Origin of the sequence: Streptomyces solincola, from assembly GCF_002982015.1 — a bacterium.
Lineage (GTDB): Bacteria > Actinomycetota > Actinomycetes > Streptomycetales > Streptomycetaceae > Streptomyces > Streptomyces solincola.
Window position 1 is genome coordinate 1 of sequence record NZ_PVLV01000105.1, and the last position, 12,966, is coordinate 12,966.

A 12,966-nucleotide genomic window follows, 5' to 3' on the forward strand; every position below is an offset into this window, starting at 1 on the left:
CATCGGGCCGCGCGGCGGTAACGGGGAGCGGGTGGGCGGGCGATGACGGGCGGCAGCCGGGCGGCCGAGGAGCAGGTCCTGGCCGGCGAGCGGGCCCCGGCCGGTGAGCGAGCCCTGGCCGGTGGGCAGGCCCCGAACGGGGCGCAGACTCCGGCCGGCGGGCAGGCCCCGAACGACGGACAGAGTCCGCCCCACGGGCAACCCCCGACTAACGGGCAGATGCTGACCGGGGAACAGGAACCGGCCGGTGAGCAGGCTCCGGCCGACGGGCCGGCCCCGGCCGACCGGCAGACTCCGGCCGACAGCCAGGTGCTGGCCGGGCCGCAGGCCGCGGCCGGGGAGCAGGCTCCGGCCGTCGGGCAGATGCTGCCCCGGGAACAGGAACCGCCCGGGGAGCGGATCGTCGAGGTCGTGTACGGCGGCGGGGTGCGGCGGCGGGGCCCGGTCACCATGGGCCAGGCCAACATGATCCGCTGCATCCTGCGCGACGATCCGGTGCAGATCAACATCCACGACGTGTGGCCGGTGCCGCCGGGGGCGACGGTCGAGGCCGTGGGGGACGCGCTGCGGGTGCTGGTGGAGCGGCACGAGGCGCTGCGCACCACCTTCCCGGTGGCCGCCGCCGGCGGGCCGCCGGTGGTGCAGGAGGTCGCGGCGCAGGGGTCGTTCGCCTTCGCCGTCCGCGACCACCACGGCGCCTTCCCCGACGAGCCGGCGCGCCACGCCGAGGCAGTGGCCCGGGGGGCCCGCTCGGGGCGTTTCCTGCTGGAGCGGGACTTCCCGCTGCGGCTGGTGCTGCTGGCGCTCGACGGCGTGCCGGCGTTCCTCGCGGTGGCGGCCAGTCACGCGGCGGTGGACGGCAGCGCGCTGGTGGTCCTGCACGAGGAGTGGCACACCCTGCTGACCTGCGGCGAACTGCCGGCGTCGCGGGCGCTGACCCCGGTCGACCTGGCGGTGGAGGAGTCCTCCCCGGCCGGGAGGCTGCGGAGCGAGGCGTCCCTGCGCTACTGGGAGCGGGTGCTGCGCACCGGGCCGCAGGCGGTGTTCGCCGAGCCGCGGGTGCGTCCGGGCGAGTGCGTCGCCGCGCGACTCACGCTGCGCTCGGCGCGGGCCGGGCGGGCGCTGGCCGCGGCGGCGGCGCGCACCGGCAGCCCCGCGGCGACCGTCCTGCTGACCGCGTGGAGTGTGCTGGTGGCGCACCGGGCCGGGCAGGAGGTGCTGGTCGCCGCGGCACCCACCGCCAACCGCAACCGGGCGGGCCTGGCCCGCTCGGTGAGCACCCTCGCGCAGGACGCGCTGCTCATGCTGGACGTGCGCGGGCCCACCGTGGACGCGGTGCTGCGCAAGGCCTGGGGGGCGGCGCTGGACGCCTACCGGCACAGCCGGTTCGACGCGGTGCGGCTGTGGGACATGATCGGGCGGACCACCCGCGAGCGGGGTGGCCAGTTCGCGCGCGATGTGGTGTTCAACGACGTCAGCAGCGTGCTGGCGACCCGTCCGGAGGGCGGTGGCCGCCCGGTCGCGGACGAGCCGGAGCTGGAGTTGCGCTGGGGCCCGGAGCAGGAGCTGCCGACCCGGGTGCTGACCTTCGTGTACGCGACCGGTCCGGTGCTGGATCTCGCGCTGTGGGCGGATCCGGCGCTGTTCGACCGGGGCGAGGTGGAGGGTTTCCTCACCGGTCTGGTGCGCCTGCTGGAGGCCGCCGCGGCCGGTGACGTGCCGCTCGCCGCCCTCACCGAGGTCACCGGGGTGGCTTCCGCGGTGCGCGGCGGGGACTGGGTGCGGGTGGACCGCTGCTGGGTCTCGCCGGCCGCCGTCGCCGCCGCCCTGGGCGAGGCGCTGGGCGGGTCGCCGGTGCACGTGGCCGTCGAGGGTGCCTCGGCGGAGGCGGTTCTCACCGCGTACGTCGCGGGCGGCGGCGGCCCGGCGCCGACGCCCGAGGGGGCGCACCAGGCGCTGATGGAGCTGCTGCCGCAGCGCTGCGGGGTGCTGGCTCCGCACCGGTACGTGTTCGTCGAGCGCCCGCCGGCCGAGGCCGGCGAGGCCGGCGCGTGGCGCCGGCTGCCCGTCCTGACCGAAGGGAGCGGCCGCCGGGCGGCCGATGCGACATGACCACTGACCAGGCGAAGGCCGTGCCGTCCGCTCCCCCGCCGAGCCCGTGGCGTTCGGGGCCGTTCCGGCTGTTCTTCACCGCGCGCAGCGCCTCGCTGCTGGCGGACGGCATGCTGATGGTGTCGCTGACCGCGGCCGTGCTCGGCGCCGGCCACGGGGCGGCCGGGGTGGGGTACGCGCTGGCCGCGTGGATGACCCCGATCGTGCTGCTGGTCCTTCTCGGCGGGGTGCTGGCCGACCGGTTCACCCCGCAGGTGACCATGGTCGCCGCGGACCTGGTGCGGATGGTCGCCATGCTGGTGATGGCGGGGCTGCTGGCCTTCGCCGAGGCGCGGCTGTGGCAGATCATGGCGCTGATGGCGCTGAGCGGGGCGGCGACCGCGCTGTTCCAGCCGGGGCTGGCGAGCATGGTGCCGCGGGTGGCGCGGGACATCCAGCGGGCGAACGCGCTGCTGCGCGTGTCGGAGGCGATGTGCGCGCTGCTCGGTCCGGGGCTGGCCGGTGTGCTGGTGGCCTACGGGGACGTGGCCGGGTCGTACACGGTGATCGCGGCGGCGTACGCGCTCAGCGCGCTGGGTCTGCTGCCGCTGCGGAGGCTGGCCACCGCGCGGGACGAGGAGAGCGCCCCGATGTGGCGGCGGCTGGCCGCCGGCTGGCAGGAGTTCTCGGCCCGGAGCTGGCTGTGGGGCGTCATTCTGGTCTGGTCGGTGTTCGGGCTGTTCGTCTTCGGCCCGGCGCTGCCGCTGGGCGCGGCGCTGATCACCGAGCAGCACGGCGGCGACGGCTTCGGCTGGATCGCGTCGGCCGACGGGGCCGGGACGATCGTCGGCGGCCTGCTGGGGATGCGGGCGCGGCCGCGCCGGCCGATCGTGGCCGGCGCGCTCGCCATGCTGCTGTTCGCCCTCAACCCGCTGGCCCCGGCGCTGGGCTGGTCGTTCACCGCCACGGCCGCCGCCCATGTGCTGGGCGGGATCGGCTTCGCCTTCTGGGGGGTGATGTGGGCGACCAGTGTCCAGACGCACATCCCGCTGGCCGTGCTGAGCCGGGTGTCGGCCTACGACGTGGCCGGTTCCATCATGGTGATCCCGCTGGGCCGGGCGCTGGCCGGGCCGGCGGCGGAGGCGTTCGGCGCGGACCGGGTGCTGGTGTTCTCCTCGGTCATCGCCGTGGTGCTGCTGGCGGCGATGCTGTGCCTGCCGGCCGTGCGGCGGCTGGGGCGGGGGCCGGCGGACGGCTCCGCCCCGGGTGGCGGGCCCGCCGCGGCGGCGACGCCGGGGGGCTGAGGAGGGAAGAGGGAGCGGGAGCGGGCGGAGCCCCCGGCGGGCTGCCGGGGGCTCCGCGCTCGCCCGCGGCGCGGGCGGGTCAGGCCTTGCGCTGCATGCTGCTGCGCGCCGGGTTGCCCTGCTCGTCGCGCTTGGGGTCCTTCTCGTCGGCCTTGTCCTGCACGCCCTGCCGGATCCGGTCGCCGATCTTCGCGTCGATGTTGGACCAGTACTGGAAGGCGCGTTCCAGGACCGGTTCGGTGACGCCGTTGAGCAGGTGGCCCACCACGTTGTCGACCAGCCGGTCGCGCGCCTCGTCGTCCATGACCTCGCGGACCATGGTGCCGGCCTGGCCCCAGTCGTCGTCCTCGGCGTGGGAGACGTAGGCGGCCCGGGTGATCTCGCCGTCGGCGTACCAGGAGGGCGGCGAGCCGTAGCGCTCGGTGTCGGCGGCCGGTCCGCCCTTGGAGTTGGGCGCGTACACCGGGTCGGTGGTCTTGCGGAACGCCATCGCCCCGTCCTTGGAGTAGGTGTTCACCTCCACCACGGGCGCGTTGACGGGAAGCTGCTGGTAGTTGCCGCCGATGCGGTAGCGGTGCGCGTCGGCGTAGGAGAACAGCCGCGCCAGGAGCATCCGGTCGGGGCTGGGGCCGATGCCGGGCACGAAGTTGTTCGGCTGGAAGGCGGCCTGCTCGATCTCGGCGTGGTTGTCGGTCGGGTTGCGGTCCAGGGTCATCCGGCCGACCTCGATCAGCGGGTAGTCGCCGTGCGGCCACACCTTGGTCAGGTCGAACGGGTTGAACCGGTAGCCGGCCGCGTCCTCGTACGGCATGACCTGCACGTACAGCGTCCAGCTCGGGTAGTCGCCGTCGCGGATGTGCTCGAACAGGTCGCGGGTGTGGTAGTCGGTGTCCGCAGCGGCCATCTGGTCGGCCTCGTGCTGGGTGAAGAACTCGATGCCCTGGTCGGTCTTGAAGTGGTACTTCACCCAGAACCGCTCGCCGGAGGCGTTGATCCACATGTAGGTGTGGGAGGTGTAGCCGTTCATGTGGCGCCAGGTGCGCGGGATGCCGCGGTCGCCCATCAGCCAGGTGACCTGGTGGGCGGACTCCGGTGACAGGGTCCAGAAGTCCCACTGCATGTCGTGGTCGCGCAGGTTGTTGTCGGCCCGGCGCTTCTGGGACCGGATGAAGTGCTGGAACTTCATCGGGTCCTTGACGAAGAAGACCGGCGTGTTGTTGCCGACCATGTCGTAGTTGCCTTCGCTGGTGTAGAACTTCACCGCGAAGCCGCGCGGGTCGCGCCAGGTGTCCGGGCTGCCGCGCTCCCCGGCGACGGTGGAGAAGCGGATCACCAGGTCGGTGGTGATACCGGGCTGGAACAGCGCGGCCTTGGTGTAGGCGCTGACGTCGTTGGTCACCTCGAAGTGGCCGAACGCGCCGCTGCCCTTGGCGTGGGGCTGGCGCTCGGGGATGCGCTCCCGGTTGAACTGCGCCATCTGCTCGATCAGGTAGGCGTCCTGGAGCAGGATCGGGCCGCCCGGTCCGACGGTGAGCGAATGCTCGTCGCTCTCCACCGGGGCCCCGGAGTCCATGGTCGTCGGCTTCCGAACGTCGTCGGTCATGGCCGTGTCCTCTGCTTTCCCATGCTGTACGGCTGTCTGTACGGGCTCGCGTGAAGTCCTCCAGCATCGGTGACCCCGATCGGGCGGAATCAAACTGAGTTTGGACAGAGTCAAACTCATTGGCCACCGATGGCGACGGAGCGTGCCTGCCGTATCTCTGGGCGTCACTCCATGGGCTGCGGGACCGCCGGCGGGGCGGGAAGGGTCTGCGGGCCGCGTAGCGCCTTGGCGTGCTGGAGGGCGGTGAGCCGGCGGACCACCAGGACCGCGCAGACGGCGGCGGCGACGCTGACCGCCTCGGAGAGGGCGAGCGCCTGGGCGGCGTCCATGATCTTCTGCGCGGTCTCGGCCCGGTCGTAGGCCCTGCCCGCGAAGCGGTCCATGAGCAGCGACGCCAGCCACAGCGCCCACCACAGGTGCAGGATGCCGTGCCCCTCGCCCTTCGCGGGCGCGCCGTAGGGGTCGCGGGTGCTGGCCCGCCAGCTCTGGCCGACGATCCGGCGCGGCATCCACAGGTTGGCGACGGGCACGAACCAGCCGCCGACGGCCCACCCGGCGCCGCTGGTGAGCACGTCGGGGGCGAAGACGGCGGCGTTCCGGCGCACCCGGTACAGCCAGACGATGAACAGTACGGCGGTCGCCGTCAGCGCCAGCATCTGCAGGACGCCGGCCGCGACCATCAGCAGGTCGGCGCGTTCCGCGCCGGACTCCCAGTCGCCCGTGCCGTCCATCGCGGCCGTGTCGAGGAATGCGTAGAGGTGGAGCTCGGCGAAGACCGCGAACAGGTCCACGGCGATCCCGGCGCACAGCAGGGCGACCACCGCGCGGCCCGGACCGACCGGTGAGCGCAGCACGGGGCCGGCGGGAACGGCCGGTGGCGCGGGCGGGTGGGCCGCGGCGGGTGCGGGCTGCCCCTCGACGCCCGGCGCCGGGGCGCAGGCCGGGCAGCGGCCGTCCGGTGCGACGGCGGTGTTGATCTTGCAGTGCGAGCAGAGCATGGCCGAGTGAACCCCCTGGGTGAGCCGACGCCTCTCCCCAAGGCGTCATGTACGCGACCAACCGCGGCCGCCCGCGTACGCTACCCCGGCGCCGGCGGCCCGGTGCCATCGATTTCCCAGGCCACGACGGGGGTCACAGCCTCCGGATCAGAACGTACGATCGTACGCATGGACTACTTCGCACAGGATCCGCGGACGAACCTGGAGCGCATGGAGGCGGGCGACCTCTACATCGCCGACGACCCGGAGATCGAGCGCCGCCAGCGGCTGGCCGTGCAGCTCGCCGCCCGATACCAGTCCGCCTACGCGGAGGACCCGGACGGGGCCCGGTCGGTCCTCGTGGAGCTGCTCGGCGGGCTCGGCCCACAGGCCCAGGTGCGCCCGCCGCTGTACGTCGACTACGGCAGCAACATCACCATCGGCGCGCGCAGCTTCGTCAACTACAACCTGACCGCCCTGGACGTCGCGGCGATCACCATCGGCGAGGACTGCCAGATCGGGCCGGGCGTCCAGTTGCTCACGCCCACCCACCCGCTGGAGCCGGGGCCGCGGCGGGACAAGCTGGAGGCGGCCCGGCCGATCACCATCGGCGACAACGTCTGGATCGGCGGCGGCGCCATCGTCCTGCCGGGCGTCACCATCGGCGACGACTCCGTCATCGGCGCGGGCGCCGTGGTCACCAGGGACGTCCCCGCCGGGGTGGTCGCGGTCGGCAACCCGGCCCGGCCGGTGCGGAGCCTTTGAAGCGGGTCGCCATGGCCACCGGACACGCCGACCCCCGCCGCCGCGAGCGCATCCTCGACGCCGCGCTCGACCTGATCGCCGAGGAGGGCATCGCCCGCGTCTCGCACCGCAGGATCGCCGCGCGCGCGGGCGTCCCACTCGGCTCGATGACGTACCACTTCCGCGGCATGGACGACCTGCTGCGGGCGGCCTTCGGCCGGTTCACCGACCACATCGTCGGCGTCTTCGAGGCCCGCCTGACCGCCCCGGCCGACGCCGGGCAGGCGCGCGAGGCGGTCGCCGACCTCATCCACGCGCTGTCCGAGGGGGAGGCCCGCGATCTGGTCCTCACCCAGGAGCTGTACACGCTGGCCGCCCGCCGGCCCGTGTACCGGGAGCTGACGCACGAGTGGATGCGGCGCAGCCGACTGCGTCTGGAGGAGTTCTTCGACCCGGACACCGCCCGTCAGCTCGACGCGCTGATCGAGGGGCTGACGCTGCATCGCGCGCTGTCCCGCGCCCCGTACGACCGCGCACTGACCGTCGAGGCGATCCGGCGCATCACGGCGACGGCCGCCGGGAACGGCGCGGCGGGCGGCAGGAACGGCGCGGCGGACGGTGGCGGCGCGACTGCCGGGGACGGCACACCGACCGGTGACGGCACGGCGGACGGTGACGGCGTGGCGGACAGCGGCGGCTCGGCGACCGATGACCGCGTGCCGGCCGATGGCGGCACGCCGACCGGTGACGGCGTGGCGGACGGGCGGCCGGTTCACTGACCGCCCTGGCGGCCCGGACCTGACACCGGGTCGTCAGGGCGCCTTCCGCCGCGAGCCGGGCGGTTCAGTCGTCGGCGGCGGTCGCGCGGGCCGCTGCGACGGCGGCGGCCGCGCTCCTCAGCAGCATGTCGAGCGCGGTGGGGTAGGCGCTGTCGTTCATCCGCGCGACCAGCAGCGGCGCGGTGGCCGCGATGTGCGGGTGGGTGTCGGCGGGCAGCTTGGCGTACGTGGAGCGCCAGACCGCCTCGTCGTCGGCTCGCGCGGCCTGCGGCAGGGCGAGACTCGCCGCGTCCAGGGCCGCGAAGGCGAGCGCCTGGTCGACGAAGGCCTGGTAGACGCGGACCACCTCGGCGTCGGGCAGGCCGGTGGAGCGCAGCACGCCGATGATGGCCTCGTCGCCGGCGATCTCGTTGGCCCGGCCGCTGACCCGGTTGGCGGTGAGCACGGCCGCCTCCGGGTGGGCGAGGTAGGCCCGGTAGATGCGCGTTCCGACGTCCCGCAGGTCGGCGAGCCAGTCGCCGCACGGCTCCCAGCTCCGCAGGGCGCGCCCGATCAGTTCGTCGCCGATGGCCAGGGTCAGCTCGTCCATGCCGCGGAAGTAGCGGTAGAGGGTGCTGGGGTCCGCGCCGAGGGCGGTGCCCAGGCGCCGGGCGGTCAGGCCGGCCCGGCCGTGCTCGTGCAGCATGCGCAGGGCGGTCTCCACGATCAGCCGCTCGGTGAGGACCGCGCCCTGCTTGGTCGGCCGCCGGCGCCGCCGGTCCGCCTCGGGCACCACGCGCTTGGCCATCGCCGCTCCTCCGCTCGCTCCGCCTCGCCGTGCGACCACCTTATGCCAACGCGATTGACCTTGTCTTCGCGAGACGCTTTTGATGGCCGTACACCCCCCGAGAGAAAGGCTTGTCATCATGCGGATCCTGCTCGTCGGCGCGGGCGGCGTGGGCACCGCGATCACCCGGATCGCGGCCCGCCGTTCCTTCTTCGACTCCATGGTGGTGTGCGACTACGACCTGGCGCGGGCCGAGGCCGCCGTGGCGGCCCTGGGAGAGGGCGAGAGCCGGTTCGCCGCGCGGCGGGTCGACGCCTCCGACCAGTCGGCGGTCGCCGCGCTGCTGCGCGAGGAGCGCTGCGACGTCCTGCTGAACGCCACCGATCCGCGGTTCGTGCCGCCGCTGTTCGAGGCGGCGCTGGAGGCGGGGGCCGACTACCTGGACATGGCGATGTCGCTGTCCTCGCCGCATCCCGAACGGCCCTACGAGGAGTGCGGGACCAAGCTCGGGGACGGGCAGTTCGCCCGGGCCGGGGCCTGGGAGGAGGCGGGCAGGCTGGCGCTGGTGGGGGTCGGCGTGGAGCCGGGGCTCTCCGACGTGTTCGCCCGCTACGCCGCGGAGGAGCTGTTCGACGAGATCGAGGAGATCGGGGTGCGCGACGGTGCGAACCTCACCGTCGAGGGCTACGACTTCGCCCCCTCGTTCTCGATCTGGACCACCATCGAGGAGTGTCTGAACCCGCCGGTGGTCTGGGAGAAGGACCGCGGCTGGTACACCACCGCGCCGTTCAGCGAGCCGGAGGTGTTCGACTTCCCCGAGGGCATCGGGCCGGTGGAGTGCGTCAACGTGGAGCACGAGGAGGTGCTGCTGATCCCGCGCTGGGTGGACGCCCGGCGGGTGACGTTCAAGTACGGGCTGGGCGAGGAGTTCATCGAGACGCTGAAGACCCTGCACAAGCTGGGGCTGGACCGCACGGAGACGGTCGGCGTGCGGGGCGTGGAGGTCTCCCCGCGGGACGTGGTCGCGGCCTGCCTGCCCGACCCGGCCACGCTCGGCGACCGGATGCGGGGCAAGACCTGCGCCGGCACCTGGGTGAAGGGCGTCAAGGACGGCGCCCCGCGCGAGGTGTACCTCTACCACGTGGTCGACAACGAGTGGTCGATGGCCGAGTACGGCTCGCAGGCCGTGGTCTGGCAGACGGCCGTCAACCCGGTCGTCGCCCTGGAGCTGGTGGCGGACGGCCGGTGGAGCGGTGCGGGGGTGCTGGGGGCCGAGGCGTTCGACCCGCGGCCCTTCCTGGAGCTGCTGACCGCCTACGGCTCGCCGTGGGGTCTGCGCGAGCAGTGAGGCGGGTGGGGCGGTCCGCGGCCCGGGGGGACCGGCGGGCCGCCCCGGCGACGCGCCGGCCGCGCGAGGGCGCGCGGGTCGCCGTGGCCGGGCTTCGGCCGCACCGTGGAAGGACATCGGGACACATCAGGTGAGGCACACGATGAAGGACCAAGTCGCGGGCACCGACCCGCCCCGTCTGAAGGCCGACGCGATCGGATTCACCGACGCGCTGGTCATCGGGCTGAACTCGACGTCGCCGGCCTACTCGCTCGCGGCGGTGATCGGCCCGCTGGTGGTGCTGGTGGGCGTGTACGCGCCGGGCGTGATGCTGGCGTCGTTCGTGCCGATGCTGCTGATCGCGTCGGCGTTCTTCTACCTCAACCGGGTCGACCAGGACTGCGGGACCACCTTCTCCTGGGTGACCCGGGCGATGGGGCCGTGGGCGGGGTGGCTGGGCGGCTGGGCCGTGGCGATGACCGGGGTGCTGGTGGTCGGCTCGCTGGCGGACGTGGCGGTGACCTACGGGCTGCTGACCGTCGGCCTGGACGGGTGGGCGGAGAACCAGGTGGTGCGCCAGGGGCTGACCGTGCTGCTGATCCTGGCGATGACGGCGGTGTGCGTGATCGGCACCGAGGCGTCCGCCAAGTTGCAGAACGTCCTCATCCTGGCCCAGGTGGCCTGCCTGCTGCTGTTCGCCGCGGTCGCCCTGTACCGGGTGTCCTCGGGGTCGGCGGGGACCGGCGCGCTGACGCCGCGGGTGGAGTGGCTCAATCCGTTCGGCGCCGGCGGCGCGGCGCTGACCGGCGGGCTGCTGCTGGGCGTGTTCATCTACTGGGGCTGGGAGTCGGCGGTGAACCTCACCGAGGAGGTGGAGGACTCCGCGACCGCGCCCGGCCGGGCCGGCGTCTGGTCGACGGTGGTGCTGCTGGTGACCTACCTGTCGGTCGGCACCGCGGTGGTGGCCTTCGCCGGCACGGCGTTCCTGGCGGACAACGCCGGCGAGGAGGAGGCGGTCTTCGCCCTGCTGGCCGGGCAGGTCATGGGCGGCTGGGACTGGGTGGTGCTGCTGGCGATCTGCACGTCGGCGCTGGCGTCCACGCAGACCACGATCATCCCGGCGTCCCGGACCATCCTGTCGATGGCCCGCCGCCGCGCCCTGCCCGGCGGCCTGGCCCGTATCCATCCGCGCTTCCGTACGCCGGACACCAGCACCTGGTGGGTGGCGGGCGTGGCCATCGCGTGGTACCTGGCGGCGCACCAGATCAGCGAGAACGCACTGTTCGACTCGCTGACCGCGCTGTCCCTGCTGATCGCCTTCTACTACGCGCTGACCGGCCTGGCCTGCGCCGTCTACTACCGGCGCCACCTGCTGAGAGACCTGCGCAGCTTCCTCTTCATCGGGCTGGGGCCGCTGGTCGGCGCCGGGCTGCTGGCCTGGCTGCTGGTGGAGTCGGTCGCCGACATGGCCGACCCGGAGAACTCCTACAGCGGGACGTCCTGGTTCGGGCTGGGTCCGCCGCTGGTCATCGCCATCGGCATCGCCGTGACCGGGGTGCTGGTGATGGCCGTGCAGCGGGTGCTGGACTCCGCGTACTGGTCGGAGCGGCCTGGGGTGGCGCCGCCGGACGCCACGGCGCGCCGGGACGGAGGATGACCATGTCCATCGTTCTGGGGTACGACGATTCGGCCGGCGCCGAGCGCGCTCTGCGGGTCGCCATCGACAGCGCTCTCGCGCACGCCGAGCCGCTGGTGCTGGTGTACGGCGCGGCTGCTCCCGGCGGGGTGGGCGAGGAGTACCGCAGCCACCATGAGGCGCTGCGGCAGGTCGGCCGCACGGCGCTGCGACGCGCCACCGAGGCGGCCGAGGCGGCGGGGGTGGCCACCACGGTGGAGATCCTCGACGACAAGCCGGCCGCCGCCCTGCTGGACGCCGCCGCGCGTCACCGCGCCCGGCTCATCGTGGTGGGGACCTGGGGCGAGAGCCCCCTGCGGGGCGCGCTGCTCGGCTCCACCCCGCACAAGCTGCTGCACCTGTCGACGGTGCCGGTGCTGTGCGTGCCGACGGTGCGCTGACGGCTCCCGTCTCACGCTGAGGGCCGCCCGCCCCCGGCCGGACGGGTGCCGGGCGGGGGCGGGCTCGCCGGTCAGCCGATGATGGCGACCGGGGCGTCCCAGGCGTTGCGGTCGATGTTGATGGTGTGGCCGCCGCGGGTCTCCTTGGTGTTGGCCTTGTACTGGTGGCCGCGGCTGTGATCGGTGTAGAGCTTGGGGTCCCAGGGCCAGTCCGCGGTGGTGGTCTCCTTGCCGTTCCACTGGGCGTACCAGAGGTTTCCGGGCAGGTCGGTGCGGTTCTTGGCGGTGGCGACGGCCTTGGCGCTGGAGGTGCTGAGGCCGTAGAGGCCGGCCCGGTAGGACTTGGCGCGCAGCGTTCTGCTGAAGGCGCGCACATAGGTCAGGGCGGCGTCGTTGCAGGCGGTGTCGGTGATGTCGTACGACTCCATGTTGAGGTAGACCGGGCTGCCGGCCCGCATGCCGAGCGCGGCGGCCTTGGCGATGGCGTCGTTGGCGTTGGCCGCGCCGAGGGAGGCGGCGGTGGCCGCGGTGAACCGCTCGGGGCTGCGGCTCTTCTGGCAGTAGGGCTGGGCGCCGACGTAGAGCGGGATGAGCTTCCAGCCCTGGGCGTTGACCGCCTTCACCCAGGAGGCGGTGAGGTTGGGCTGCGCGCAGCCGCGGTTCCTGCCGCCGACGTAGACGGCGACGCCGCCGTAGTAGCCGTCCTTCTTCCAGGCCGTCATGGCGGCCTGGGAGGGCGCGGTGCAGGTGTCGAAGGCGCGGCCGGTGAAGGTCTTCTGCGGCGGGAAGGCCGTCGTCGCGGGCTTGCCGGGCGCGGCCATCGAGGTCGTGGCGACGATTCCGCCGCCGGCGGCGACGACCGCGGCGGTCGCTCCGAGCGCGATGTAGCGGCCCTTTCTGGACAGCCGGTGCTTCGGCATCTTTCCCCACCCCATCGGGATCGCGGCGCGCGGGCGCGGCGCCGCGGTCGATGCGCCGTGGCGGCGGGCTGCGGGGGCCGGTCACGGGCTCGGCGCAGGGGCCACGGCGCGGTTGCAAGGCTCCGTGATCGGAGCGGCCCCACCTTACCGGCGGGGGTCGCCGGGGGTGCGCCCGGTAGCATGTGCGGGCGCGAAGGAGGCCTCGGGAGATGGGCGTCAGGCTGCGGGACCACCAGGTCGAGGCGGTGGACGCGATCATGCGGGGCCTCGACGTGCCGCCGGGCGGCATCCCGCCGGGCGGGCTGCGGGGGCAGGTGCACGCGGCGTGCGGGACGGGCAAGACGGTGATGGCCGCGGCCGCGGCCATCACCGCCTTGCC

Annotated in this window: 11 protein-coding genes and 1 pseudogene; 8 read left to right on the forward strand and 4 right to left on the reverse strand. The window is 73.9% G+C overall.

Annotated features, from left to right (window positions below; translation table 11 throughout):
- Positions 1-363 precede the first annotated feature (363 nt).
- Together C6N75_RS08295 and C6N75_RS08300 are read left to right on the forward strand one after the other, a co-directional pair.
- Positions 364-2,112: a condensation domain-containing protein gene (locus C6N75_RS08295; protein ID WP_105868222.1), complete on the forward strand. Its 1,749-nt coding sequence runs from the start codon at positions 364-366 to the stop codon at positions 2,110-2,112.
- Positions 2,109-3,395 (forward strand): MFS transporter, encoded by a 1,287-nt coding sequence (locus tag C6N75_RS08300; RefSeq protein WP_105868213.1) that lies wholly within the window; start codon positions 2,109-2,111, stop codon positions 3,393-3,395. The genes C6N75_RS08295 and C6N75_RS08300 overlap by 4 nt, the downstream gene beginning before the upstream one ends.
- A gap of 79 nt (positions 3,396-3,474) precedes the next feature.
- Here the strand turns inward: C6N75_RS08300 and C6N75_RS08305 are convergent, their stop codons facing one another.
- Both C6N75_RS08305 and C6N75_RS08310 read right to left on the reverse strand, forming a co-directional pair.
- Positions 3,475-4,998: a catalase gene (locus tag C6N75_RS08305; RefSeq protein ID WP_105868214.1), complete on the reverse strand. Its 1,524-nt coding sequence runs from the start codon at positions 4,996-4,998 to the stop codon at positions 3,475-3,477.
- 164 nt (positions 4,999-5,162) lie between these two features.
- Positions 5,163-5,996, reverse strand: a complete 834-nt coding sequence (locus tag C6N75_RS08310) for a DUF4328 domain-containing protein (RefSeq protein ID WP_105868215.1) — start codon at positions 5,994-5,996, stop codon at positions 5,163-5,165.
- A 168-nt stretch (positions 5,997-6,164) separates the two neighbouring features.
- Here C6N75_RS08310 and C6N75_RS08315 point away from each other — a divergent pair, with 168 nt between their 5' ends.
- Complete coding sequence (locus C6N75_RS08315) at positions 6,165-6,740, forward strand: sugar O-acetyltransferase (protein WP_105868216.1); 576 nt, start codon at positions 6,165-6,167, stop codon at positions 6,738-6,740.
- Between the two features lie 11 nt (positions 6,741-6,751).
- Positions 6,752-7,291, forward strand: a pseudogene (locus C6N75_RS08320) (TetR/AcrR family transcriptional regulator); the annotation flags it as partial.
- A 271-nt stretch (positions 7,292-7,562) separates the two neighbouring features.
- On the opposite strand, the gene C6N75_RS08325 reads toward C6N75_RS08320, so the two are convergent.
- Positions 7,563-8,285: a TetR/AcrR family transcriptional regulator gene (locus C6N75_RS08325; RefSeq protein WP_105868217.1), complete on the reverse strand. Its 723-nt coding sequence runs from the start codon at positions 8,283-8,285 to the stop codon at positions 7,563-7,565.
- Between the two features lie 118 nt (positions 8,286-8,403).
- On the opposite strand from C6N75_RS08325, the gene C6N75_RS08330 reads away from it, so the two are divergent.
- The 3 genes from C6N75_RS08330 to C6N75_RS08340 all read left to right on the forward strand — a co-directional run bounded on the left by C6N75_RS08330 (position 8,404) and on the right by C6N75_RS08340 (position 11,667).
- On the forward strand, positions 8,404-9,612 hold the full coding sequence (locus C6N75_RS08330; RefSeq protein ID WP_105868218.1) for a saccharopine dehydrogenase family protein: 1,209 nt from the start codon (positions 8,404-8,406) through the stop codon (positions 9,610-9,612).
- A gap of 142 nt (positions 9,613-9,754) precedes the next feature.
- Complete coding sequence (locus C6N75_RS08335; protein ID WP_105868219.1) at positions 9,755-11,248, forward strand: APC family permease; 1,494 nt, start codon at positions 9,755-9,757, stop codon at positions 11,246-11,248.
- A gap of 2 nt (positions 11,249-11,250) precedes the next feature.
- Entirely contained in the window at positions 11,251-11,667 is a 417-nt protein-coding gene (locus C6N75_RS08340) for a universal stress protein (RefSeq protein WP_105868220.1), read from the forward strand.
- 71 nt (positions 11,668-11,738) lie between these two features.
- Here the strand turns inward: C6N75_RS08340 and C6N75_RS08345 are convergent, their stop codons facing one another.
- Positions 11,739-12,587: a glycoside hydrolase domain-containing protein gene (locus C6N75_RS08345; RefSeq protein WP_105868221.1), complete on the reverse strand. Its 849-nt coding sequence runs from the start codon at positions 12,585-12,587 to the stop codon at positions 11,739-11,741.
- Positions 12,588-12,796: 209 nt separating this feature from the next.
- Here C6N75_RS08345 and C6N75_RS08350 point away from each other — a divergent pair.
- On the forward strand, positions 12,797-12,966 hold a 170-nt coding region (locus C6N75_RS08350; protein ID WP_146132508.1), incomplete at its 3' end, for a DEAD/DEAH box helicase family protein.